At 66.3% G+C, this 23070-nt stretch carries 22 protein-coding genes and 1 pseudogene; 16 read left to right on the top strand and 7 right to left on the bottom strand.

What is annotated here, in order from left to right:
• Nucleotides 1–151 precede the first annotated feature (151 nt).
• The 5 genes from XaplCFBP3123_RS07415 to zwf form a co-directional block, all read right to left on the bottom strand.
• Complete coding sequence (locus tag XaplCFBP3123_RS07415; protein ID WP_104533475.1) at nucleotides 152–811, bottom strand: bifunctional 4-hydroxy-2-oxoglutarate aldolase/2-dehydro-3-deoxy-phosphogluconate aldolase; 660 nt, start codon at nucleotides 809–811, stop codon at nucleotides 152–154.
• 52 nt (nucleotides 812–863) lie between these two features.
• Nucleotides 864–2780, bottom strand: coding sequence for a phosphogluconate dehydratase (gene edd, locus XaplCFBP3123_RS07410; RefSeq protein ID WP_104533474.1), 1917 nt, complete (start codon nucleotides 2778–2780; stop codon nucleotides 864–866).
• Between the two features lie 122 nt (nucleotides 2781–2902).
• Entirely contained in the window at nucleotides 2903–3622 is a 720-nt protein-coding gene (gene pgl, locus XaplCFBP3123_RS07405; RefSeq protein WP_104533473.1) for a 6-phosphogluconolactonase, read from the bottom strand.
• Nucleotides 3619–4626 carry a glucokinase gene (gene glk, locus XaplCFBP3123_RS07400; protein WP_104533472.1) on the bottom strand — a complete coding sequence of 336 codons (1008 nt, stop codon included), beginning with the start codon at nucleotides 4624–4626 and terminating at the stop codon, nucleotides 3619–3621. Before glk ends, pgl begins: the two co-directional genes overlap by 4 nt.
• Nucleotides 4623–6053, bottom strand: coding sequence for a glucose-6-phosphate dehydrogenase (zwf, locus tag XaplCFBP3123_RS07395; RefSeq protein ID WP_104533471.1), 1431 nt, complete (start codon nucleotides 6051–6053; stop codon nucleotides 4623–4625). The genes glk and zwf overlap by 4 nt, the downstream gene beginning before the upstream one ends.
• A 421-nt stretch (nucleotides 6054–6474) precedes the next feature.
• Between zwf and XaplCFBP3123_RS07390 the strand changes: the two genes are divergently transcribed.
• On the top strand, nucleotides 6475–7563 hold the full coding sequence (locus XaplCFBP3123_RS07390; RefSeq protein ID WP_104533470.1) for an ABC transporter ATP-binding protein: 1089 nt from the start codon (nucleotides 6475–6477) through the stop codon (nucleotides 7561–7563).
• Here XaplCFBP3123_RS07390 and XaplCFBP3123_RS07385 read toward each other — a convergent pair.
• Nucleotides 7560–8450 (bottom strand): YgfZ/GcvT domain-containing protein, encoded by an 891-nt coding sequence (locus XaplCFBP3123_RS07385; protein ID WP_104533469.1) that lies wholly within the window; start codon nucleotides 8448–8450, stop codon nucleotides 7560–7562. The genes XaplCFBP3123_RS07390 and XaplCFBP3123_RS07385 overlap by 4 nt on opposite strands.
• Here XaplCFBP3123_RS07385 and XaplCFBP3123_RS21840 point away from each other — a divergent pair.
• The 10 genes from XaplCFBP3123_RS21840 to lolD all read left to right on the top strand — a co-directional run bounded on the left by XaplCFBP3123_RS21840 (nucleotide 8352) and on the right by lolD (nucleotide 15107).
• Nucleotides 8352–8660 (top strand): DUF1674 domain-containing protein, encoded by a 309-nt coding sequence (locus XaplCFBP3123_RS21840; RefSeq protein ID WP_343125487.1) that lies wholly within the window; start codon nucleotides 8352–8354, stop codon nucleotides 8658–8660. The two genes, XaplCFBP3123_RS07385 and XaplCFBP3123_RS21840, sit on opposite strands and share 99 nt — an antisense overlap.
• Nucleotides 8661–8716: 56 nt before the next feature.
• Entirely contained in the window at nucleotides 8717–9112 is a 396-nt protein-coding gene (sdhC, locus tag XaplCFBP3123_RS07375) for a succinate dehydrogenase, cytochrome b556 subunit (RefSeq protein WP_104533468.1), read from the top strand.
• Nucleotides 9109–9495, top strand: coding sequence for a succinate dehydrogenase, hydrophobic membrane anchor protein (sdhD, locus tag XaplCFBP3123_RS07370; RefSeq protein ID WP_104533467.1), 387 nt, complete (start codon nucleotides 9109–9111; stop codon nucleotides 9493–9495). Before sdhC ends, sdhD begins: the two co-directional genes overlap by 4 nt.
• A gap of 33 nt (nucleotides 9496–9528) precedes the next feature.
• Nucleotides 9529–11319 (top strand): succinate dehydrogenase flavoprotein subunit, encoded by a 1791-nt coding sequence (sdhA, locus tag XaplCFBP3123_RS07365; protein ID WP_104533466.1) that lies wholly within the window; start codon nucleotides 9529–9531, stop codon nucleotides 11317–11319.
• Nucleotides 11320–11328: 9 nt separating this feature from the next.
• Nucleotides 11329–11532, top strand: coding sequence for a hypothetical protein (locus tag XaplCFBP3123_RS07360; RefSeq protein ID WP_429001616.1), 204 nt, complete (start codon nucleotides 11329–11331; stop codon nucleotides 11530–11532).
• Nucleotides 11533–11548: 16 nt separating this feature from the next.
• Entirely contained in the window at nucleotides 11549–12331 is a 783-nt protein-coding gene (locus XaplCFBP3123_RS07355) for a succinate dehydrogenase iron-sulfur subunit (protein WP_039521725.1), read from the top strand.
• A gap of 111 nt (nucleotides 12332–12442) precedes the next feature.
• Entirely contained in the window at nucleotides 12443–12691 is a 249-nt protein-coding gene (locus XaplCFBP3123_RS07350; RefSeq protein WP_104533464.1) for a succinate dehydrogenase assembly factor 2, read from the top strand.
• Complete coding sequence (locus tag XaplCFBP3123_RS07345; protein WP_104533463.1) at nucleotides 12642–13094, top strand: hypothetical protein; 453 nt, start codon at nucleotides 12642–12644, stop codon at nucleotides 13092–13094. The genes XaplCFBP3123_RS07350 and XaplCFBP3123_RS07345 overlap by 50 nt, the downstream gene beginning before the upstream one ends.
• 23 nt (nucleotides 13095–13117) lie before the next feature.
• Nucleotides 13118–14359: a lipoprotein-releasing ABC transporter permease subunit gene (locus XaplCFBP3123_RS07340; protein ID WP_104533462.1), complete on the top strand. Its 1242-nt coding sequence runs from the start codon at nucleotides 13118–13120 to the stop codon at nucleotides 14357–14359.
• A complete protein-coding gene (gene lolD, locus XaplCFBP3123_RS07335) occupies nucleotides 14352–15107 on the top strand; it encodes a lipoprotein-releasing ABC transporter ATP-binding protein LolD (protein WP_172453141.1) in 756 nt (251 codons plus the stop codon). Before XaplCFBP3123_RS07340 ends, lolD begins: the two co-directional genes overlap by 8 nt.
• Before the next feature lie 224 nt (nucleotides 15108–15331).
• Here the strand turns inward: lolD and XaplCFBP3123_RS07330 are convergent, their stop codons facing one another.
• Entirely contained in the window at nucleotides 15332–16396 is a 1065-nt protein-coding gene (locus XaplCFBP3123_RS07330; protein WP_104533461.1) for an SDR family oxidoreductase, read from the bottom strand.
• A gap of 255 nt (nucleotides 16397–16651) precedes the next feature.
• On the opposite strand from XaplCFBP3123_RS07330, the pseudogene XaplCFBP3123_RS07325 reads away from it, so the two are divergent.
• From XaplCFBP3123_RS07325 to lpxK, 5 genes and pseudogenes are all read left to right on the top strand, one after another.
• Nucleotides 16652–19198: pseudogene (locus XaplCFBP3123_RS07325) on the top strand (DNA internalization-related competence protein ComEC/Rec2); the annotation flags it as partial.
• Nucleotides 19092–19754: a MotA/TolQ/ExbB proton channel family protein gene (locus XaplCFBP3123_RS07320; RefSeq protein WP_104533459.1), complete on the top strand. Its 663-nt coding sequence runs from the start codon at nucleotides 19092–19094 to the stop codon at nucleotides 19752–19754. The pseudogene XaplCFBP3123_RS07325 and the gene XaplCFBP3123_RS07320, both read left to right, overlap by 107 nt.
• A 3-nt stretch (nucleotides 19755–19757) precedes the next feature.
• Nucleotides 19758–20222 (top strand): ExbD/TolR family protein, encoded by a 465-nt coding sequence (locus tag XaplCFBP3123_RS07315; RefSeq protein WP_104533458.1) that lies wholly within the window; start codon nucleotides 19758–19760, stop codon nucleotides 20220–20222.
• A complete protein-coding gene (gene msbA, locus XaplCFBP3123_RS07310) occupies nucleotides 20219–21988 on the top strand; it encodes a lipid A export permease/ATP-binding protein MsbA (protein ID WP_104533457.1) in 1770 nt (589 codons plus the stop codon). The genes XaplCFBP3123_RS07315 and msbA overlap by 4 nt, the downstream gene beginning before the upstream one ends.
• Nucleotides 21985–23022: a tetraacyldisaccharide 4'-kinase gene (lpxK, locus tag XaplCFBP3123_RS07305; protein ID WP_104533456.1), complete on the top strand. Its 1038-nt coding sequence runs from the start codon at nucleotides 21985–21987 to the stop codon at nucleotides 23020–23022. Before msbA ends, lpxK begins: the two co-directional genes overlap by 4 nt.
• Nucleotides 23023–23070 lie beyond the last annotated feature (48 nt).

Here is a 23070-nt window from a genome sequence, read left to right as displayed (position 1 = left end):
GCCTTCCTCAACCAAAGTCAAAGCGCAAACGACGGTGCTTTTCGTCAAGAAACTATAAAGCGCCAGTCAACCACGCTTTCCTCAGCAACCAGCTTTCTTTCACGCAGAAGCCCAGTCTTCCAGGCCACTGGCTGCGGTGCTCCGTAGTAAATCAGCCAGCCCGTACCTGCCGCACGATCGCCGCAGCCTTGGCCGAGCTCTCCTTGACCTTGTCCCATTGGCCTTGTGCCAGCCAGTCCTTGGGCACCATCCACGAGCCGCCGATGCACAGCACGTTCGGCTGCGACAGGAACTCGGCCGCGTTGGCCTCGCTGATGCCGCCGGTGGGGCAGAGCTTGAGTTCGGACAGCGGACCGGCCAGGCCCTTGAGCATCTGCAAACCACCCACGGCGGTGGCCGGGAACAGCTTGCAGACGCGGAAGCCAAGGCCCATCAGGGTCAGCAGTTCGGTCGGCGTCGCCGCGCCTGGCACGGCCGGGATCGGCGCGTCGGCGAGCAGACGCGCCAGCGGCGCCGGCGTGCCGGGGGTGACCAGGAAGTCCGCACCGGCATCCACCGACTGACGCAGTTGCAGCTCGCTCAGCACGGTGCCGGCGCCGATCACGATGTCGGGCAGCTCGCGCTTGAGCATGGCCAGCGCTTCGATCGCGACCGGGGTGCGCAGGGTCAGCTCGATCGCGGGCAGGCCGCCTTCGAGCAGCGCATCGGCGACGCGGCGGGCCTGATCCAGCGTGTCCACGGTGACCACCGGCAGGATGCCGGCGTCGCGCAGCAGCTGTTCGGCGGTGTTCTGGGTCTGGGCAATCGTCATTGCAACTCCGTTAGACGGCGACCGCCAGGCGGTCGCGCAGAGGGAAGGGGAATCAGGCGTCCTTGGACTCGTGCGGTGCGGCGGCGGCCGCTGCATCGGCACCGAGTTCGTACTCGGCGTCGTAGCTCCACAGCGCGCCATCCGGACGGGTCGGTCCGCAGGAAATCGAGATGGCGCCCTGGTCGGCCGGGCCAACCACCTGGCGATTGATGGCGAACAGGTTGCGTCCCAGATCATTGCCGGCCACCGAGGTATTCGGCGCGACCTCGCGCGATGCCCACTCTTCGGCCGACACCAGCACTTCCAGCGTGCCGGCTTCGCCGTCCAGACGCACGATGTCGCCTTCGCGCACGCGCCCGATCGGACCGCCGCGTGCGGCTTCGGGCGTCATATGGATCGCCGCCGGGAACTTGCCCGAGGCACCGGACAGACGGCCGTCGGTGACCAGCGCCACGCGCCGGCCCTGGTTCTGCAACAGGCCCAGCAGCGGCGCCATCGAATGCAGTTCCGGCATGCCATTGGCACGCGGCCCCTGGTAGCGCAGCACCACCACGAAATCGTGCGGCAGCACGCCGGCGGCATGCAGCTTGTTGAGCACCTGCGGCGTATCGATTACCACCGCTGGCGCTTCGATCGTGCGGTGCTGCGGCTTGACCGCCGACAACTTGATCAGCGAACGGCCCAGGTTGCCGCGCAGCAAGCGCAGGCCGCCTTGCGATTCGAATGCGGCGCTGACCGGGCGCGCCACGCTGTCGTCGGCGGTGGTCGCAGTGCCGGGCACGTAGACGACCTTGCCGTCCTGCAGGCGCGGTTCGTTGGCATAGGCGCGCATCCCGCCCTCGACCACGGTGGGCAGGTCGTCGTGCATCATCCCGGCGTCCATCAGCTCGCGGAACACGAAGGCGGTGCCGCCTGCGGCCTGGAAGCGGTTCACGTCGGCTTCGCCGTTGGGGTAGATGCGGGTCAGCAACGGCACGGTCTGCGAGATCAGATCCATGTCGTCCCAGGTCAGCACGATGCCGGCCGCACGCGCCACCGCAATCCAGTGGATGGTGTGATTGGTCGAACCGCCGGTGGCCATCAGCGCAACCACGGCGTTGACGATGGCGCGCTCGTCGATCAGGCGACCGAACGGACGGAAGTCCTGGCCCAGCGCTGAGATCGCCAGCGCACGCGCGGTGCCCTCGCGGGTCAGCGCATCGCGCAACTGCAGTTCCGGGTTGACGAACGAGGCACCGGGCAGCTGCACGCCCATCGCTTCGAGCAACACCTGGTTGGAGTTGGCGGTGCCATAGAAGGTGCAGGTACCGGCCGAGTGATACGAGGACGATTCGGCTTCCAGCAATTCGGCGCGGGTGGCTTCGCCAGCGGCGTAGCGCTCGCGCACTTCGGCTTTCTGCTTGTTCGGAATGCCCGGCGTCATCGGGCCGGCCGGCATGAACAGCGCCGGCAGATGCCCGAAGGCCAGCGCGCCGATCAGCAGGCCCGGCACGATCTTGTCGCACACGCCCAGGTACACCACGCTGTCGAACATGTCGTGGCTGAGGCCGATCGCCGTGGCCTGGGCGATGTTGTCGCGCGAGAACAGCGACAGCTCCATGCCGGCGCGGCCCTGGGTCACCCCGTCGCACATCGCCGGCACGCCGCCGGCAACCTGCGCGGTGGCGCCGAGCGTGCGCGCGGTCTCGCGGATCAACTGCGGGTAATGCTCGAACGGCTGATGTGCCGACAGCATGTCGTTGTAGGCGGTGATGATGCCGAGGTTGGGCGTGGCCGCACCGCGCAGGCGCGACTTGTCGGTCGGCTCGGACGCAGCGAAACCATGCGCAAGATTGCCGCAGCTCAAACGGCTACGGAACGGACCCTCGCGCAGGGCGGCATCGAGACCGGCCAGATACGCCGCGCGCGACGGCGCGCTGCGCTTGCGGATACGGTCGGTGACAGCTTGGATGTTCGGATGCAGGCTCATTGGCTACCGGCTATGAGAAACGGGGGAAGGAAAGTAAGCACGCTCTTCTTGATACCCGCACAAGGATGTGCGGGCTGTTGCGAAGGACTCGCACAAAATCGGCTGTTGCGAGGGACTCGCACTCAAGCACACCAGTGAACCCGCAATTTCGGGCCCGGCTGCTGCAGCGCCACGCGGATCGGATACTCGCTGACATCGTCGCCCGCCAGCGCAGCCTGCAATACGTCAAGCTTCTGCTTGCCGCGCAGCAACAGCAGGCGGGTCGGGATGGCGGCCAGTCCGGCCGGTGTCAGGGTGATCCGCAGCGGCCACTGATTCGAGCCGGGGCAGCCGGTGGCATCCAGCGACGCGTACGGCTGCGGGCTGGACAGCGCCTTGCTCAGATCGGTCGAGCCCGGAAACAGCGAGGCGGTGTGTCCGTCGCCGCCCATGCCCAGCACCGCCAGACACGCGGGTTCGGCATGCGTGGCCTGCAGGTTTGCGGTGTGCACGCACTCGGGCAACTGCTTGCCCGGACGCACCAGCGGAATGAAGGTCGCCGCCGGTGCATGGGTCAAGAAGCTGTGATTCACCAGCCAGGCGTTGCTGTCCTGATCCTGCGGCGAGAGCCAGCGCTCATCGACCAGGCCCACTTCCACCCGCGACCAGTCCAGCGGACGATGCGCCAGCGATTCGTACACCGGCGCCGGGGTGGTGCCGCCGGACAACAGCATGCGCGCCTGGCCGCGGCGCGAAATCTCCTGTTCCAGCAGGTCGGCCATCTCGCTGGCGACCGCCTCGGTCCATTCGGCCGGGTCTTGGTAGCGCACCAGCGTGATGCGCGGATTGTCCTGCAGGTTCATCGCTGCTCCCCTGGATGCTGACGCTGCGCATCCACCGCATAGGCGGCGGCACCGAGCAGGCCGGCATGCGGATGCATGACGGCCAGCGACGGCACCCGCGACATGATCGCCGAGAAGCGTCCCTTGTGTTCGAAGCGCTGGCGGAAGCCGGAATGCTGCAGCGAATCCAGCACCTTGGGCACCAGCCCGCCGGTGAGGAACACGCCGTCCCAGGCGCCCTGCATCAACACCATGTCGCCAGCGATCGCGCCGAAGATGGCGCAGAACAGATCGATGGTGCGCGACGAGCGCGGATCGCCCGCAGCCGCACGCGCGGTGATGTCCTTGGGCTGCAGCGGGCCCGGGTCGACCCCGGCGATCTCGCTGAGCGCGCGGTGGATGTTGACCAGGCCGGGGCCGCAGATCAGGCGCTCGTTGGAGACCCGGCCGAACTGCTCGGAGAGGATCTCCAGGATGCGGATCTCCTCCGGCGTGCCGGGCGGGAAGCTGACGTGGCCGCCTTCGGTTTCCAGCGGAAAGCAGCGCCCGTTGCGGATGATCAGCCCACCCACGCCCAGCCCGGTGCCCGGGCCGATCACGCCGTAGTTGCGCGCCTGATCGATCGGCGCCGGCCGCCAGCTGGCGCCGCCGACCTGCACCACGTCCTGCGGACGCAGCAGGCTGATCGCCATGGCCTGCGCGGCGAAGTCGTTGATCAGGTGCAGGGTACTGAAGCCCAGCATGGCAGCGGTGCGCGAGCGCGAGATCACCCACGGATGGTTGGTGATACGCGCTTCGTCGCCGTCCACGCGGCCGGCCACGGCAAACACGCCCTGGGTGGCCTGCACGCCGATCTGGTCGAGGTAATAGCGTGCGGCTTCGCCGAGCGACCCGAAATCGACCACCGCAAATTCGCGCGAGGTGTCATCCAGCAGCGGCACCGAGGCATCGACGTCGGCCAGTGCGAAGCGCGCATTGGTTCCGCCGATATCGGCAACCAGCACCGGCTTGGAAGGAGCGGTCATGCGGTGTGTCCCTGTGCGTCGGTGGCCGGGGGCAGGAAGGGGGCTGCGGCATCGGGGCCCCAACTGCCGGCCGGGTAGGGCTGCAGCGGCAACTGCGCGTCTTTCCAGGCATCGCTGACGCTGTCGATCCACGACCAGGCAGCCTTGACCTCGTCGTCGCGCACGAACAGCGCCGGGTTGCCGTTGAAGGCGTCCACGAACAGACGCTCGTAGGCGATGCGACGATGCAGGCCGGTCGGCACCGACAGTTCCAGTTCCAGCGGCTGCAGTTCGATCGCGCCCCATTCCGGGCCGGCCAGGCTGCTCATCAGGCCGAGCTCGATGTTTTCCTGCGGCTGCAGCTGGAAGGTCAGGCGGTTGGGCACCGCGTTCTGCCGGTCCGGGCGCTCGAACAGCCAATGCGTCACCGGCTTGAGCGTGACCACGATGCGGGTGGAGCGCTCTGCCAGACGCTTGCCGGTGCACAGGTGGAACGGCACCCCGGCCCAGCGCCAGTTGTCGATATGCGCGGTCACCGCGACGAAGGTTTCCACGTCGCTGCCTTCCGGCGGGTGATAGGCCTGCGCCGGCTGGCCGTTGATGGTGCCGGCGGTGTAGCGGCCGCGCACGCTGTCATGGGCGGCATGCTCGGCAGTCATCGGGCGCAGGGCGCGCAGCACCTTGACCTTCTCGTCGCGGATGCGGTCGGCCTCCAGCGAGGCCGGTGGCTCCATCGCCACCAGGCACAACAACTGCAGGATGTGACTCTGCACCATGTCGCGCAGTGCGCCGGAGCGGGCGTAATAGGCATCGCGCCCGTCCACGCCTTCGCTTTCGGCCACCAGGATCTGCACCGACTCGATGTAGGTGCGGTTCCACACCGCTTCCAGCAGCGTATTGCCGAAGCGCAGCGCGATCAGGTTCTGCACCGCCGCCTTGCCCAGGTAATGGTCCAGGCGGAATACGCGGTCTTCGTCGATCAGCGCGCCGATCGACTGCAGGATCTCGCGGGCGCTGTCCGAGTCGTGGCCGATCGGCTTTTCCAGCATCAGCCGGTGCGGCGCGGCCAGTGCACCGCCCAGGGCCAGGCCCTGGCAGGTGCTGATGTACAGGCCCGGCGGAATCGCCAGATAGCTCACGCACTGGCGGCTGGCCAGCTCGCGTACGGCATTGGCCACCGACTCGGCATCGCGCAGATCCACCGAGCGATAGTCGACCCGCTGCAGCAGCGTCTCGATCTGCTCGGGCGTGGCGATCGGCAGCGCGGCGACCAGGCGCGGGCGCAGCACCTCGCGGAATGCCTCGGTGTCGTGTGGCGACAACGCCAGCGCACGGATACGGAAATCCTCCGGCAGTAGGCCATCGACGAACAATCGCAGCAGGGACGGGAAGAGATAGCGCTGGGCGAGATCGCCGGTGGCGCCGAACAGGATCAGGGTGTTATGCATGGACCGAATTTCGGATTCTGGAGACATCGTGATCAGCAGCTGGTCGGAAAGGCGCCGGACAGCCGGCGGTCGGTACGTCTGTTCCTGAGCGACACTGGCGTGCGCGCAGCGGGGGATGGGCGCGCACGCCCAATCCCCGATTGTTGCAGCAAGTGGCCGTCAGCGGTTAGCGCCGCGGCGGTAGACCTGCACATGCGTGGCCGAATGGCGGGACTTGCAAGGTAGGCTGCACCGCTTGAGGCAGCGGCTTGGGTCGGTGGCGGCATGGTCCCTCCCGAGATCGATGTTGCCATGTGAAAACGATTACATGTCAGAATAAACCAATGCATTCGTTTGCAGGAAATTTCCTTGCAGGCGCATGCGGCGTCACCGCCGTCGGGAGGGCCGAGGGCAGGGCGCACAACTTACGTTGAGGCCGAAGATGGCGAAAGTGCAGTTGGAAGGTGTCCGCAAGGTCTACGAGAACGGCCAGGTCGCGGTGCAGGGTGCGAGCTTCGAGGTCGCCGATGGCGAGTTGATGGTGCTGGTCGGTCCGTCCGGCTGCGGCAAGTCGACCCTGTTGCGCATGATCGCCGGGCTCGAGGACATCAGCGCCGGCACGCTGAAGATCGGCGAGCGCGTGGTCAACGACGTGGCCCCGAAGGATCGCGACATCGCCATGGTGTTCCAGAGCTATGCGCTCTACCCGCACATGACCGTGGCAGAGAACCTGGCCTTCGGGCTCAAGCTGCGCGGCCACCCCAAGCAGGTCATCGCCGAGCGGGTCAACAACGCCGCCGAGCTGCTGGGGCTGACGCCGATGCTCGACAAGCTGCCCAAGGCGATGTCCGGCGGCCAGCGTCAGCGCGTGGCGCTGGGACGGGCGATGGTCCGCGAGTCGTCGGTGTTCCTGCTCGACGAGCCGCTGTCCAATCTGGATGCCAAACTGCGTCACAGCGTGCGCACCGAGATCGCGCAGCTGCATCGCAAGCTCGGTACCACGATGATCTACGTCACCCACGATCAGGTCGAGGCAATGACGCTCGGCCAGCGCATCGTGGTGCTCAAGGATGGCGTGATCCAGCAGATCGACAGCCCGATGGCGCTGTACGACCGCCCGGCCAATCTGTTCGTTGCCGGATTCCTCGGCAGCCCGGCGATGAACGTGCTGCAGGGGCGCCTGGATGAGCAGGACGGCCTGCATCTGGTCATGGCCGATGGCTGGCGCGTGCCGCTGGGTGCGGCGCGGGTCGAGCGCAGCTGGTTCGGTCGCGACGTGATCGTCGGCGTACGCCCGGAGCACCTGCAGCCGTCAAGTGATGCCGCACTGGGCTTCGACGCGCGTGTCGATGTGATCGAGCCGGTCGGCAACGAGATCTTCCTCAACCTGGACCGTGGCGGCCAGCCGCTGGTGATCCGGGTCGCGCCGCAGGCCCTGCCGGCGGTGGGGGAGCAATTGCGCCTGGCGCTGCGCAGCGAGGCGCTGCACTTCTTCGACCCGGCCAGCGGCGAACGGCTGGCGCTGGCCTAACGCGCCAGTCCCTGCACGAACGCAAGCGGGCGGGCGGCATGCGCGCCCGCTTGCAGCACGGCGTCGGCCTCCAGGGTCAGCTCCAGCGGCAACACCGCCAGCGCAAGATCGCCCGCCACGCTGACCAGCGTGCCGACGGTGGCATCGCCCAGCAGCACGGCCTGGCCCGCGTCGATCAGCGCATCGCTGCCGGCAGCATCGGCCTGCAGCAGCTGCAGCGCACGCTTGGCTTTGCCAAGAAAATGCGTCCGCGCAACGATCTCCTGGCCGGGGTAGCAGCCCTTTTTGACGCTGAACGCCTGCAGGCGATCCAACGCCAGCTGTTGCGGCGTCCATTGCTCGCGTTGCGTAGCAGGCAGGCGCGCCAGCCCCAGTTGCAGGTCCGCACGGCGCCAGTCGGCGTCCATGCGCGCAGATTCGATAGGCGCGGCCAATGCCTCCTGGTCCGCGAGCAATAACAGGGTGCGCGGCAGGGCAGTGCTGCCCATGTCCAATTCGATACGCTGCGTTCCGATATCGGCCTGCGCGCCCTGCGCGCGTGCAGGTGCGACAAAGCCGCCGTACGCCGAAAGCGCCGCCACGCCGATCGTGAGCTTGCGTCGGAACACGAAACGGCCGAGTTGCGCTGCGATCTCGGCCGCATTGCCATCGGGCAACAGCATCAACAGGTGTGTGTCGTCCTCACGCAGGAGTGCGAAGATGGCGACCACGCGCCCCTTTGCCGTCAACCACGCATTCCACTGCCACTGCCCGATCGCCAGTGCCTGTACGTCGTTGGCAAATTGCGCATGCGCGAACGCCACTGCATCCGTCCCGATCAAGCGGACGTACTGCATGTCGTGCAGGGAGCCAAAACCCTGCGGGATAAGATTCAGGTTGTCAGCCACGGAAGGGGAGGACTAAAATCGCAAAGTTGTGAGACCACTATGATAGGCCATCCAACCCCCACCCCAGCGCAGGATTCCGAGACGCAGCCTTCTCCTCAGGAGCATATTCCCGAGAAGCAGCCACTGCCCAAGGAAATTGGTGGACGCGACGGCCCTGAGCCAACGCGCTACGGCGACTGGGAAAAAAATGGACGCTGCATCGATTTTTGAGCAGCCTTTAGCCACAGCGGTCTAGTGCCGCCCAGCCGAGAAAACGAGCCCAGCGAATGGCGATCCGCGAACGTCCTCTTTCCCCGCATCTCCAGGTGTACCGTTGGCAGATACAGATGGTGACCTCGATTCTCAATCGAGCCACCGGCATCGTACTGTCCATCGGCGCTCTGGCGATTGCCGCCGCCTTGCTGACATTGATGCTCGGCCCCGACCACTGGAATTGTTTCCGCGCCCACGCTGGCGCCTGGTACGGGCAAGTGTTCCTGTTCGGCTGGACCTGGTGCTTCGCGTTCCACCTGTTCGGTGGACTGCGCCACATCATGCAGGACTTCGGACAGGGCTATGCAGTGCGCTCGTTCGTCAGTCTCGGCTGGTTGTCGCTGATCCTGAGCTTCGTGCTCACCGCTGCGATCTGGGCATATGTGCTGCTGGCCGGAGGTGCCGTATGAGCCGCTACCGTACCCCGTTGAAAAACGTGCGTGGCCTGGGTGCCGCCAAGACCGGTACCGAGCACTTCGTGGTGCAGCGCCTGACCGCCACCGCCCTGGTGCCGCTGTCGATCTGGTTCTTGATCTTCGTGCTGAGCCTGATCGGTGCCGATCACGCCGCAGCCAGTGCTGCTGTGGCCAAGCCTTGGAACGCGATCCTGTTGGTCGGCTTCCTGATCGCCTCGTTCTGGCATGCGCAGCTGGGCATGCAGGTAGTGCTGGAAGATTACGTGCACAACTCGCTGCTCGCGCTTGCTGCGCAGACCATCGTGCGCTTCGTCGCCGTGCTGGGCGCCATCGTCAGCGTGTTTGCCGTGGCGCGTATTGCGCTGGGCATCAGCTGAGTCGCCCGCGACCAAACAGGAATCCATAATTCGATGTCCGCTTACAAGATTACGGAACACAAGTACGACATGGTCGTGGTGGGCGCCGGCGGCGCCGGCCTGCGCGCCACGTTCGGCCTGGCCCAGAAGGGCCTGCAGACCGTCTGCCTGACCAAGGTCTTCCCGACCCGCTCGCATACCGTGGCGGCGCAGGGCGGCATCTCGGCCGCGCTCGGCAACATGGGCGAAGACGACTGGCGCTACCACTTCTACGACACCATCAAGGGCTCCGATTGGCTGGGCGACCAGGACGCGATCGAGTACATGTGCCGTGAGGCGATCCCGGCCATCATCGAGCTCGAGCACTACGGCGTGCCGTTCTCGCGTACCGAAGAGGGCAAGATCTACCAGCGCCCGTTCGGCGGCATGACCACCAAGTACGGCGAAGGCCCGTCGGCGCAGCGCACCTGCGCGGCGGCCGACCGTACCGGTCACGCGATGCTGCACACGCTGTATCAGCAGTCCCTGGCACACAACGCACGCTTCATGATCGAGTACTTCGCGCTCGACCTGATCTTCGACGAGGAGGGCGTCTGCCGCGGCGTGCTGGCGCTGGACATGGCCGATGGGAGCTTGCATCTGTTCCGCGCCCACGGCGTGGTGCTGGCCACCGGCGGCTATGGCCGTGCCTACTTCAGCGCCACCTCGGCCCACACCTGCACCGGTGACGGCGGCGGCCTGGTGATGCGTGCCGGCCTGCCGGTGCAGGACATGGAGTTCGTGCAGTTCCATCCCACCGGCATCTATGGTGCGGGCTGCCTGATCACCGAAGGCGTGCGTGGCGAAGGCGGCATCCTGCGCAACAGCAACGGCGAGCGCTTCATGGAGCGCTATGCGCCGCATTACAAGGATCTGGCATCGCGCGACGTGGTATCGCGCTCGATGACCGTGGAGATCCGCGAAGGCCGTGGCGTGGGCGAGCACAAGGATCACATCCTGCTCGACCTGACCCACCTCGGCCCGGAAGTCATCAACGAAAAGCTGCCCGGCATCGCCGAGAGCGCGCACATCTTTGCCGGTGTGGACGTGACCAAGCAGCCGATTCCGGTGTTGCCGACCGTGCACTACAACATGGGTGGCATTCCGACCAACTTCTACGGCGAAGTCGTGCGCAAGCAGGGCGACGACCCGGATGCGGTGGTGCCGGGCCTGTATGCGATCGGCGAAGCCGCCTGCGTGTCGGTGCACGGTGCCAACCGCCTGGGCTCCAACTCGCTGCTGGATCTGGTGGTGTTCGGCCGTGCGGTGGCGAACCGCTGCGCCGAGACGGTCAAGCCCAACCAGCCGCACAAGACGCTGCCGTCCGATGTCTGCGACAAGGCGCTGGGCCTGCTGGACAAGTTGCGCTACGCCAACGGCTCCACGCCGACCTCGGTGATTCGCGACAACATGCAGCGCACCATGCAGTCGGACGCGGCCGTGTTCCGTACCAGCAAGACGCTCAAAGAGGGCGTCGACAAGATGGCCGAGATCTTCGCCAGCTTCGAAGACGTCAAGGTCTCGGACCGCTCGCTGGTGTGGAACTCGGATCTGATCGAGACCTACGAGTTGAACAACCTGCTGCTCAACGCAGTGGCGACGATCAACTCGGCCGAGCAGCGGCATGAAAGCCGCGGCGCGCATTCGCACGAAGACTTCCCGGACCGCGACGACGTCAACTGGCAGAAGCACACGCTGGTTACCGTCGACGACAAGGGCAAGTGCGAGTTCGAATATCGTCCGGTGCACATGTACACGCTGAGCAAGGACGTGGACGTGGTCCCGCCGAAGCCGCGCGTTTACTGATCGATGCGCATGGATCGATCCGCTTCCGCGTTGACTCTGCCGACCGGCCTGTCCGGCCACGGCAGCCGTGCAGCGCGACAGCCGGATCGCGTCATGACGCAGCGGCGACGCCGGCACGCCGCCGGCCGTTGCGCCACCGCCTCGGCGGTGGCGTCCGTCATATTTACCTTCATGCGCACGGTGCGGTTGTCGTTCGCACCGCGCATCGCCTGAGCCAACGAGAGCAGCTATGGCAGAGTTCACCCTCCCCAAGAATTCAAAGATCGGCAAGGGCAAGCATTACCCTGCGCAGGGCGCCAAGAACAAACGCACCTTCAAGGTCTACCGCTGGGATCCGGATGGCGAGGCCAACCCGCGTACCGACAGTTACGAGATCGATCTCGACAAGTGCGGTCCGATGGTGTTGGACGCGCTGATCAAGATCAAGAACGAGATCGACCCGACGCTGGCATTCCGTCGCTCCTGCCGCGAAGGCATCTGCGGCTCGTGCGCGATGAACATCGACGGCACCAATACACTCGCCTGCACCAAGGCGATTGCCGCCTGCGGCAAGGCCGAGGTGCCGATCTATCCGCTGCCGCACATGAGCGTGATCAAGGACCTGGTGCCGGATCTGACGCATTTCTACGCGCAGTACGCATCGATCAAGCCGTGGATCCGCACCCAGACCCCGCCGCCGCCGGACCGCGAGCGCCTGCAGTCGCCGGAAGACCGCCGCAAGCTCGATGGTCTGTACGAGTGCATCCTGTGCGCCTGCTGCTCGACCAGCTGCCCGAGCTACTGGTGGAATGGCGAGCGCTATCTGGGCCCGGCGATCCTGCTGCAGGCGTATCGCTGGATCATCGATTCGCGCGATGAAGACACCGGTGCTCGCCTGGACGACCTGGAAGATCCGTTCAAGCTGTATCGCTGCCACACCATCATGAACTGCGCGCGGACCTGCCCGAAGGGCCTGAATCCGGCGCTGGCCATTGCCGAGATCAAGAAGCTGATGATGGCGCGTCGCGCCTGATCGCAGGTAATGAAGTCCCGCCTTGGCGGGGAGAGGGTTCACAGCGGCACCGGCTCTTGGTCTGGTGCCGCTGTCGTTTTCGGCGCCGGCAAGGCGAGGTGGAGAAGTGAGATGGACGAACAGACCCTGCTGAAGAAACTGCGCTGGCGTTGCCGGCGCGGCATGCGCGAGCTCGATCAATTGTTCGGGCGCTATCTGGATCGACGCTGGGCGCAGGCTTCCGAGTCCGAGCGCGCGGTTTTCCTACAGTTGCTGGATTGCGAAGACGATAAGTTGTGGCGCTGGTTCATGGGATACGAGGCCTGCCCCGATGCCGCCAACGCCGTACTCATCGCCGATATTCGCGCCATGCCGGCTTGAATGGCGACCCTCGCGCGGGCTTGTCTGCGCACTGGGCGTGCTGAGCGCGCTCGCGTTATGGGCGCTCTGGCGTAGCGGGGTGCCGCTATGGCTGGCGGTGGGGTTGTCTGTCTATGCAGTGTTGGCGGGCGGGCGGTCGTTGCGTGTGCTGTTGCGTTCGCCAGCACGGGACGTGATCGTGCACTGGAGCCAAACGCCCGCCAGCGTCGACGGCAAGCAGGTGCAAGGCCTGCAGGTGGCATGGCGCGGGCCGATTGCGGTGGTGTCGTGGACTGGCCCGGATGCACGTCGTCAACGACTGCATTTCTGGCCGGATACCTTGCCGGTGGCGCAGCGACGTGAACTGCGTCTGGCCGCTCAGGCACATGCCATTTCGTCCGGGCGGCCGCAAGTGGCACCATAGCGTCCCTTTCCTGGTTGAACCGCATGTTCAAACCTATCCCGGTTGCCATCGGCTTGCGCTACCTGCGTGCCAAGCGGCGCAATGGCTTCATCTCGTTTATCTCGATGGCATCGATCCTGGGCATCGCCCTGGGCGTGACCGTACTTATCACCACGCTGGCGGTGATGAGCGGTTTCCAGAAGGAGATCCGCGACCGTCTGCTGCAGATGGCCGCGCATGCCACCGTCAGTGCGGACGGCGCACCGATGCACGACTGGCAACATGCGGTCGAGGTCGCCATGGCCGATCCGCGCATCGCCGGTGCCGCGCCTTACATCGAAACCGAATCGCTGCTGCAGGGCCCGCGCAAGCAGCCGGCAATCGTGCGCGGCATCGTTCCTGCCGAAGAGGGCAAGGTGTCGGTGCTGGCCAAGAAGATGCAGCAGGGGTCGGTCGACAGCCTGACACCTGGCTCCTACAACATCGTCATCGGCAAGGAGCTGGCGCTCTGGCTGGGCGTGGATATGGGCGACAGCATCGTGGTGCTGCTCAGCGATACCCAGGCCACGCCGCTGGGCGCGATGCCGCGGCTCAAGCGCTTCACCGTCAGCGGAATCTTCGAGGCGGGCTACAACGAGATCGACCGCGGCCTGGCCGTGGTCAACATGCAGGACCTGGCGCGCGTGTTGCGCATGGACGGCGTCACCGGCGTGCGGCTGCGCCTGCACGACATGGATCAGGCCTGGCCGGTCGCGCGCGATCTGGCGATGAAGTTGCACGGCCCGTACCGTGTCAGCGACTGGACCCAGGAGAACGCCAATCTCTACCACTCGTTGAAGATGGAAAAGACCGTGATGGGCATCCTGCTGTCGCTGATCGTGGCGATGGGCGCGTTCAACCTGGTGTCCTCGCAGGTGATGCTGGTCACCGACAAGCAGGCCGATATCGCCATCCTGCGCACCCTGGGCCTGTCTCCTGCGGGCGTGATGCAGGTGTTCATGGTGCAGGGTTCGTTGATCGGCTTCATGGGCACGATCATGGGCGTGATCGGCGGCATCGTGCTGACGCTCAATCTGGAACGCATCCTGGGCGTGATCGAGACGATCTTCAGCGTCAAGCTGCTGCCCGAGGACGTGTATTACATCACCGGATTGCCGACCGATATGCAGACCCAGGACGTGGTGGTGATCACCGTTGTCGCGCTGGTGATGAGTTTCCTGGCGACCTTGTATCCGGCATGGCGCGCGTCGCGCACGCAGCCGGCGGAGGCGCTGCGTTATGAATGAGATCAAGGAATCGGGAATCGGGAATCGGGAATCGGTCGTGCAGAAGCCAAACCAAGTAGAGGCGGTGATCCGCGCCGAAGGTCTGGCCAAGACCTACGCCGAAGGCAAGATGCGCACACCGGTGTTCGACGGACTGGATCTGACCGTGGCGACCGGCGAAACCGTCGCCATCGTCGGCGCCTCCGGCGCGGGCAAGAGCACGCTGCTGCACCTGCTTGGCGGGCTGGATATTCCGACCTCGGGCGAGGTGTATGTGGCCGGCCGGCGCATGTCGGCGTTGTCCGATGGCGCGCGCGGCAAGCTGCGCAATCAGGCCCTGGGCTTCGTGTACCAGTTCCATCATCTGTTGCCGGAATTCACCGCGCTGGAAAACGTGATGATGCCGGTGCTGTTGTCCGGCAAAGAGGTCTCGCTCGCCCGGGCGCAGGCCTTGCAGTTGCTGGAATCGGTCGGGCTCGGACATCGCATCGAGCACAAGCCCAGCGAGTTGTCCGGCGGCGAGCGTCAGCGTGCGGCCGTGGCGCGTGCACTGGTGAACAAGCCGGGCTGCGTGCTGGGCGATGAGCCGACCGGCAACCTGGACGACAAGACCGCCGAGACCGTGTTCGAACTGATGCTGGAACTCAATCGTGCGCAGCGCACCAGTCTGGTCCTGGTGACGCACGACCGCAGCCTGGCGCGGCGTCTGGACCGCGTGCTCGAGCTGCATCAGGGCAAGCTGCGCGAGTTGGCCCCGTCTGCGGTGTAAGAAGCACTGCCCGGCCGTCGGAATCTCTGACGGCCGGGCAGTGTTGAAATGCGGATCTCGGATTGAAGCCCCGGATGCTGGTTGCCGATGCATCGTCGCAATGGATCGGCCGGATGTTGCAACGGCCTGTTCGCTCAGCACGCAGTGCCCGCAAGAATTATCGCGTCGATGCCTGCGTTGACGGGAAACGGTCGCCGTCACAGGTGTGACAACGACCTGGCGCATCACGGAATGATGCGCTGTGCGCGCAGGCGCGTGAACAGTTCCAGGAACGATGCGCGGCTGTCGTAGAAATCCACAAAGCCCAGCTCGCGGCTCTTGGTCATGTCGTTGACGCACTCGATCTCGCGGCCCAGGTCGGCGTCGGTGTGCCACCAGGATGCCAGCCGGTTGACGTCGGCTTCCACCAGGCCGTGCTGCTCGGCGATCTCGCTCCACACCGCCGGCGCGGTCTCGCTCAGGCGTGCTTCCAGTGGCGTCGGGGTTTCGGGGCAGGGCGCAGCGTCGAGCCCGAAGAAGTCGGCAATCTGGCTCCACATCCAGCGCCAGCGGAACACATCGCCATTGACGGTGTTGAAGGCCTGATTGCGCGCGGCCGGGCTCAAGCCGGCCCAGGCCAGCTGCTTGCCGAGCAGGCCGGCATCGGTCAGGTCGGTGAGGCTGTTCCACTGCGCCTGCGAGCCGGGAAACACGAACGGCTGGCCGGTGTGCTTGCACAGCGACGCATACACCGCCAGCGTCACGCCCATGTTCATCGCATTGCTGCCATTGGCCATGCCGATCATGGTGTGCGAGCGATGCACGCTCCAGCCGAACCCGTGCTGCTCGGCGTGTGCGAACAACAGGTCTTCCAGCGTGTAGTAGAAATTCTCGCCGGGCTGGCGCGGCTCGCTTTCGCGGAACGGGGTTTCTGCCTTGCCGCTGCCGTAGTTCTCGAACGCACCCAGGTAGTGCTTGGTGCCGGTGACCAGCGCCATGTGCTGCAGCGGTGCATCGCTCAGCGCTTCGCACAGATGCCGCATCATCGCGCCGTTGGCTTCGACGTTTTCGCGCTCGGTGTCGCGCCGGGTCCAGGTGCAGAAGAACACGTGGGTGATCGGCAGGCCACGCAGCGCCTTGCTGGTGCTTTCGGCATCCAGCAGATCGGCAGCAAGCGGGATCACGCCATCCTGTGGCAGCGGGCGCCGCGCCAGGCCGTAGACCGTCCAGCCATCGGCCACCAGGACATTGGCGAGGTTGTAACCGGAAATGCCGGTCACGCCGACAATCAGTGCAGTGCCTTTACGCATGGGGGAAACTCCTCGAAAACAGTCGCGAACATAGCGCGGCCGTCATGAAATAGAGGCGAATGCAGGCCGCCGCGGTCGCTGCGCAGCCTGCACACATTGGCTTTCCCAGCGTGTTGCGCGCCCGTAGCAGCACTTTCGACGCGCTGGATGCACACTGCAGGCGAAGCCTTTTTCCTACCAAGCAATGCGCCCCTCGCTGCTGTGCCCGACGCAGGCGCAGGTCTAACTTGAGTCGGTGGATGGACCACGGCCAGGATGGCGACCGACAGCATGCATGCGTCAGCACAGGCATCGCCTTCGCCGCAGAGCGTATCGACGATGACATCGGCAGCGGCATTGTTGCTGGGCATCGTGGTGTGCGCGTGGTCGCCTGCGCTGCTGTCGCGTGCGGTCTATGCGGCCTGCGTTGGTGCAGGGGCGCTGGGCATCGGCGTCAGCACATGGCTGCGCCCGCGGCGGATCGTATTGGTGTGGGCACTGGCCAGCGCGGTGTTCGGTTTCGGGCTGATGGGCTGGCAGGTCGCCGGTGTCCTGCAGGCACAACTGCGCCCGCAGGATGAAGCGCGGGAACTGACGGTGCGCGGCCAGATCGTCGAATTGCCGGTCGCCGAGCCACGACGCACGCGCTTTCAACTGCGCGTGGATGACGATCCCGCACAGCCTGCAGCACTGCGCGGCAAGCTGCTGCAGTTGGCCTGGTATGACGACTTCGGTGCCGAGCGCATGGGGCCGCGTGCCGCACTGCGCGCGGGCGCAGGGTGGCAGCTGCGGCTCAAGCTGCGTGCGCCGCGTGGCTTGCGCAATCCCGGTGGCTTCGATGCCGAGCGGCAGGCGCTGGCACAGCGCATTGCCGCCACCGGCTATGTGCGGGTGCCAGCTGCTGCGCGGCAGGTCGCTGCACCGCGTGGCGTGGATGCCTGGCGCGAAGGGATGTCGCAGCGCTTGGCCGAGGGCGTGCCCGGCTCCTCGGCGCCTTACCTGCGCGCGCTCGCGTTGGGCGACACACGCGGGCTGGACGAAGCAGCCTGGGCGACCCTGCGCGCGACCGGGCTCAGCCATCTGATTGCGATCTCGGGATTTCATGTGGGGCTGGTCGCTGCGTTCGTCGCCATGCTGGTCGCCGGACTCTGGCGTTGCTGGCCAGCGCTTGGAACGCGGATGCCGCGTGTCCACGCGGCGGCAGTCGCCGCCTTGCTGGGGGCGGCAGGTTATGCGGTGCTGGCAGGCTTGGCGCTGCCCACGGTGCGCACCGTGCTGATGATTGCCGTGGTCGCATTGGCGCGGGTGGTGCGGCGCCGTGCCACCACCACGCAGATTCTCGCGCTGGCGGTGTTGGCAGTGCTGCTGTGGGACCCGCTGAGCGTGCTGGTGGCGGGCTTCTGGCTCAGCTTTGCCGGAGTGGCCTGGCTGGTGTGGTGTCTGCCATCGGATGATCGCGCGATCGTGCGAGGCTTCCTGTCCGCCCAGACCGTCGCCACCGTCGGCCTGCTGCCGTTGACCGTCAGCCTGTTCGGGCAGGCATCGTTGGTGGGGCCATTGGCCAATCTGGTCGCCATTCCCTGGTGGACCTTCGTGGTGGTGCCGCTCGCCTTGCTGGGGACTGCGCTGGAAGCACTTCATCCGGGAGCCGGTGCCTGGGCATGGCGATTGGCAGGCTGGTGCTTCGAGCTGGCCTGGCCCGGCCTGGTCTGGCTTGGGCAGACGCCGGTGGCGTTGTGGTGGGTGCCCGAGTCCGATGCAGTCGCGTTGATCGCGGCCTTGCTCGGCGCGTTCTGGTTGTTGCTGCCGCGCGGCACGCCCGGCAAATCCCTGGCGTTGCTGTTGTGGTTGCCGCTGCTGTGGCCGGACCGCGAACTGCCTGCGGCCGGAGAGGCCGATGTGCAGGTGCTGGATGTGGGGCAGGGCCTGGCGGTGCTGGTACGCACGCAACGGCATGCGCTGCTGTTCGACACCGGCCCGGCGGTGCGCGATGGCTTCGATGCAGGCGAGCGGGTGGTGTTGCCGGCCTTGCGCGCGCTCGGCTTGCGCGGCCTGGATGCCATCGTGCTCAGTCACGCCGACGCCGATCATGCCGGCGGCTATGCGGCAGTGCGTGCGGGATTGCCCGCTGCGATGACGGCTGCGCCGCCACAGGCGCCGCTGGACGTCAGCACCCGCTGCCGTGCGGGCCGACAGTGGGCATGGGACGGCGTGCGTTTTCGCTTCCTGCATCCAAGCGCCGGCTTTCCGTATCTGCGCAACCAATCCAGTTGCGTGCTGCGAATCGAGACGCGGTATGGAAGCGCGCTGTTGCCGGGCGATATCGGCGAGATCGTCGAGCGGCGCCTGCTGCGGGAGCATGCCCCGGAGCTGCGCGCCGATCTGGTGGTGGTCCCGCATCACGGCAGCACCGACGGCTCGCATGCCGGCTTCATCGCCGCCACCGGCGCGCGGCTGGCGCTGGTGTCCTCCGGGCACGGCAATCGCTTTGGTCACCCGCGTGCCGAGGTGGTGCAGCGCTGGCAGGGCAGCGGTGCCGAACTGCTCGACACCGCCCAGGCCGGGGCGATCCGGGTCTGGCTGGGTGCAGACGGTCTGCAGGTACGCGAGCGGCGGCGCTGGCAGCCACGGCTATGGGATGCTGCGGAACGGCGGCGGTCGGCTGCTATCCTAGCGACCAGCGAATAGGCGGCCGCGTTGCCGGAGGAATCGAATCGTGTTGGAGCTGGTCAAGGCAGGCGGTTGGCCGATGGTGCCGTTGCTGTTGTTGGGCGTGATCGCCCTGGCGATCGTGCTGGAGCGTCTGTGGAGCCTGCGCCGCAACGAGGTGACCCCGCCAGGTCTGGGCGAGGAGGTCCGCAACTGGGCCGCACGCGGCAAACTGGATCCCAGCCACATCGAGTCGCTGCGGCGCAATTCGCCGCTGGGGACCTTGCTGGCCGCGGCGCTGGACATGCGTGGGCGTCCGCGTGAGTTGATTCGCGAGCGCATCGAAGACACCGGCCGACATGTGGTGCACCGCATGGAGCGCTATCTGAATGCCTTGGGCACCATCGCCTCGGCCGGTCCGCTGCTGGGGCTGCTGGGCACCGTGGTCGGCATGATCCAGATGTTCTTGGGCATCCTCGATCACGGCGTCGGCGATGTGAACCAGCTAGCCGGCGGCATCGGCAAGGCGCTGGTGTGTACGGCGACCGGCATGATCATCGCGGTGCCGGCCTTGATCGCGCATCGCTTCTTCAAGGGACGTATCGCCGGTTACATCATCGAGATGGAGCAGGAAGCCACCTTGCTGCTGGACACGATGGACGGCCGCGCGGTGCCAGCCGCCGCGGTGCCGCTTGCGGCAGCTGGCAAACCCGTCATGGCAAAGGGCTGACGGATGCGCATCGGCAGTGACCGAAGCCAGGACGAGCCGCATATCGATCTGGTGCCATTGATTGACGTGATCCTTGTCCTCATCATCTTTTTCGTGGTGACCACGACCTTCGACGCACGCTCCACGCTGCAACTGCAGCTTCCGACCGCCAGCGACCAACACAGCAGCGCGCCGCCACGTTCGCTGAGCGTGTTGGTCAATGCCGATGGGCGTTATTTCATCAACGATCAGGAAGTGCTGCGTGCGGACCCGGACTCGCTCAAGCAGACCATCGCCCAGATCGCCGGCGACGACCGCGAGCAGACGGTGCTGATGCGCGCCGATGCGCGTACGCCGTATCAGGCCGTGGTGACCGCGCAGGATGCGTTGGGTCAACTCGGCTTCCGCCGGATCGCGATCGCCACAGCGCCTCAAGCCGGCGCGACGCCTACGACCGGCCAGACACGCAATAACGGAACCCGCCAGTGACCACCTCCAACGACCGCCCGGCGCCAGTGTCGTCCTGGCGCACGTACCGTCGCCTGCTGGCCTTCGCCAAGCCGTATCGCATTTTGTTGGTCGCCGCGCTGATTGCCGCGCTGGTCGAGGCGGCGGGCACGACCGGCTTTCTGGCGTTGATGAAGCCGATCACCGACGAGACCTTCATCTACAAGAATGCCGAAGTCAGTCGTTGGCTGCCGGTGCAGATCATCCTGTTGTTCGTGGTGCGCGGGGTCGCCGGCTACATCACCGACATGGCGATGGGCAAATCCGCACGCAGCATCGCGCGCGATCTGCGCGTCAAGGTGATGTCCAAATATCTGCGCCTGCCGGGGTCGCGCTTCGATTCCGAGCCGGTACCGTCGATGCTGATCCGCCTGGGCTCGGACTCGGACCAGGTGGCGCAGGCGGCGGTGGATGCGGTCAAGGTGATGATCCAGCAATCGCTGCAGGTGATCGGCGCGCTGGCGCTGATGTTGTGGCATAGCTGGCAGGTCACGTTGACCATCCTGGTACTGGCGCCGGTGCTGGCCTGGGTGATGGACAAGGTGGCGCGGCGCTATCGGCGCATCAGTCACAGCATCCAGGAAAGCGGCGCGCATCTGTTGCAGGCGGCCGACCAGACCTTGTCCAGCCATCAGGAGGTCAAGATCTACGGCGCCCAGCAGACCGAAATGGAGCGCTATGGCGCCCTGGCCGACCGCAATCTGCGTCTGGCGATGAAGGTCGAATCCACGCGTGGCATTTCCACCGCCACGGTGCAGATGATCGGCGCGATCGGTCTGTCGGCGCTGCTGTTCGTGGCCGGTGCGCAGGCCTTGGCCGGGCGGTTGACCGCAGGTGATTTCGTGGTGCTGATGACCTCGATGCTGACGATCATTCCCGGGCTCAAGCAGCTCACCAACGTGCAGAACATGGTGCAGCGCGGCCTGGCCTCGGCCGAGCGCCTGTTCTCGGTGCTCGACAGTCCTGACGAGCCGGATCAGGGCACGGTGCCGCTGACGCGCGCCAAGGGCTTGATCGAATTCCGCAATGTCACTGCGCGTTATCCGGGGCAGGTGAATCCGGCCCTGGCCGAGGTCAGCTTCGTGGCGCAGCCGGGCACGGTGACGGCGATCGTCGGGCGTTCCGGCAGCGGCAAGTCCAGCCTGATCAAGTTGATTCCGCGCTTCTACGAGGCGGAGTCCGGGCAGATCCTGCTCGACGGGCACCCGGTGCAGGCGTACGCGCTGGCCGATCTGCGTCGTCAGATCGCGCTGGTCGGCCAGCAGGTGATGCTGTTCGACGGCAGCATCGCCGACAACGTCGCCTATGGCGAAATGCGCAGTGCCGACGCCGGCCAGCTGGAACGCGCCATCCTGGGCGCCAATGCGATGGAATTCGTCGCGCAACTGCCCGAAGGCCTGCAGTCGCACGTGGGCACCAAGGGCGGGCGCCTGTCCGGTGGTCAGCGCCAGCGTCTGGCGATCGCGCGCGCGATGCTCAAGGACGCGCCGATCCTGATCCTGGACGAAGCCACCGCGGCGCTGGACAACGAATCCGAACGCCTGGTGCAGGACGCCTTGCACAAATTGATGCCGGACCGCACCACCCTGGTGATCGCGCACCGCCTGTCCACCATCGAGCATGCAGATCAGGTGCTGGTGATGGATCAGGGTCGCATCGTCGAGCGCGGCACGCATCGCCAATTGCTGGAGCAGGGCGGCTTGTACTCGCACCTGCACGGCATGCAGTTTCGCGAACGTCAGGCATGAGCAAGCGCGGCACCCGCACGCCGGGCTACTGGTACGACAATGCGCCGATCCCGCTATCGGCGCGCCTCCTGGCGCCGGTCTACGGCGCTGCCATCGCGCTGCGACGCGCCCTGTATCGCCGCGGCTGGCGCAAGCGCCACGGGGTGCCGGTGCCGGTGATCGTGGTGGGCAATGTCACCGCCGGCGGCACCGGCAAGACGCCATTGACGATTGCCTTGGTCGCCAAGTTGCAGGAGGCCGGCTGGACGCCCGGCGTCGCCAGTCGCGGGTATGGCCGTGACGCATCGGATACGGCACGCTGGGTCGAGGCGGACACGCCGGTCGCGCTCGGCGGCGACGAGCCGGTACTGATCGCCTGGAAGACCGGCGCCCGTGTGCGCGTGGACAGCGATCGCCTGGCCGCGGCACGCGCCCTGGTCGAAGCGGGCTGCGACATCGTCGTCTGCGACGACGGGCTGCAGCACTATCGGCTCGCCCGCGACGTGGAGATCGAAGTGGTCGATGGCCAGCGCCGCTATGGCAACGGGCGCCTGTTGCCGGCAGGGCCGCTGCGCGAACCGGCCGCACGTGCACGCGACTGCGATTTCCGCGTGGTCAATCTGGGCCAGGCCAGCGCAGCAACGACGACACCCGCACCCGATGACGCCGGATTCGGCGAATGGCAGATGCGCCTGAGCATCGACAGCGTGCAGCCGATGGATGGCAAGCGCGCTCAGCCATTGAGCAGGCTGGCCGGCCAGCGCGTGCATGCGGTGGCCGGGATCGCGCACCCGGAACGCTTCTTCGCGATGCTGCGCGCGCGCGGCATCGGCGTGGTGCCGCATGCGTTTCCCGATCATCACGTGTATCGCGCTGCGGATTTCAGTTTCGGCAGCCGCCTGCCGGTGCTGATGACCGAAAAGGACGCAGTGAAGTGCAGGCCGTTCGCCGACGAGTGGCTCTACAGCGTGCCGCTCAAGGCAGAGTTGCCGGCGGCGTTCTGGGTGAGTCTGCTGGACCGGCTGGACAAGTTGGCGAGCCGGCGTGCCGGCTAGCAGCGGCCGAGCAACGTAGCGGCCGTCCACCAGGCGCCCTCGGCCACT

Origin of the sequence: Xanthomonas arboricola pv. populi (assembly GCF_002939945.1) — a bacterium.
Classification (GTDB): domain Bacteria; phylum Pseudomonadota; class Gammaproteobacteria; order Xanthomonadales; family Xanthomonadaceae; genus Xanthomonas; species Xanthomonas arboricola_A.
Note: the sequence above shows the minus strand (reverse complement) of the source record. Positions and strands in the feature narration are given on the sequence as shown.

Coding starts and splice junctions, on each gene's coding strand:
- XaplCFBP3123_RS07390 (WP_104533470.1), top strand. CDS start 6,475: ATGGCGAAAGTGCAGTTGGAAGGTGTCCGCAAGGTCTACGAGAACGGC.
- XaplCFBP3123_RS07350 (WP_104533464.1), top strand. CDS start 12,443: ATGGACGAACAGACCCTGCTGAAGAAACTGCGCTGGCGTTGCCGGCGC.
- sdhD (WP_104533467.1), top strand. CDS start 9,109: ATGAGCCGCTACCGTACCCCGTTGAAAAACGTGCGTGGCCTGGGTGCC.
- XaplCFBP3123_RS07330 (WP_104533461.1), bottom strand. CDS start 16,396: ATGCGTAAAGGCACTGCACTGATTGTCGGCGTGACCGGCATTTCCGGT.
- XaplCFBP3123_RS07340 (WP_104533462.1), top strand. CDS start 13,118: ATGTTCAAACCTATCCCGGTTGCCATCGGCTTGCGCTACCTGCGTGCC.
- zwf (WP_104533471.1), bottom strand. CDS start 6,053: ATGCATAACACCCTGATCCTGTTCGGCGCCACCGGCGATCTCGCCCAG.
- lolD (WP_172453141.1), top strand. CDS start 14,352: ATGAATGAGATCAAGGAATCGGGAATCGGGAATCGGGAATCGGTCGTG.
- XaplCFBP3123_RS07360 (WP_429001616.1), top strand. CDS start 11,329: ATGGATCGATCCGCTTCCGCGTTGACTCTGCCGACCGGCCTGTCCGGC.
- XaplCFBP3123_RS07415 (WP_104533475.1), bottom strand. CDS start 811: ATGACGATTGCCCAGACCCAGAACACCGCCGAACAGCTGCTGCGCGAC.
- XaplCFBP3123_RS07355 (WP_039521725.1), top strand. CDS start 11,549: ATGGCAGAGTTCACCCTCCCCAAGAATTCAAAGATCGGCAAGGGCAAG.
- sdhC (WP_104533468.1), top strand. CDS start 8,717: ATGGCGATCCGCGAACGTCCTCTTTCCCCGCATCTCCAGGTGTACCGT.
- XaplCFBP3123_RS21840 (WP_343125487.1), top strand. CDS start 8,352: ATGCGCGAACGCCACTGCATCCGTCCCGATCAAGCGGACGTACTGCAT.
- lpxK (WP_104533456.1), top strand. CDS start 21,985: ATGAGCAAGCGCGGCACCCGCACGCCGGGCTACTGGTACGACAATGCG.
- sdhA (WP_104533466.1), top strand. CDS start 9,529: ATGTCCGCTTACAAGATTACGGAACACAAGTACGACATGGTCGTGGTG.
- edd (WP_104533474.1), bottom strand. CDS start 2,780: ATGAGCCTGCATCCGAACATCCAAGCTGTCACCGACCGTATCCGCAAG.
- glk (WP_104533472.1), bottom strand. CDS start 4,626: ATGACCGCTCCTTCCAAGCCGGTGCTGGTTGCCGATATCGGCGGAACC.
- pgl (WP_104533473.1), bottom strand. CDS start 3,622: ATGAACCTGCAGGACAATCCGCGCATCACGCTGGTGCGCTACCAAGAC.
- XaplCFBP3123_RS07345 (WP_104533463.1), top strand. CDS start 12,642: ATGCCGCCAACGCCGTACTCATCGCCGATATTCGCGCCATGCCGGCTT.
- XaplCFBP3123_RS07315 (WP_104533458.1), top strand. CDS start 19,758: ATGCGCATCGGCAGTGACCGAAGCCAGGACGAGCCGCATATCGATCTG.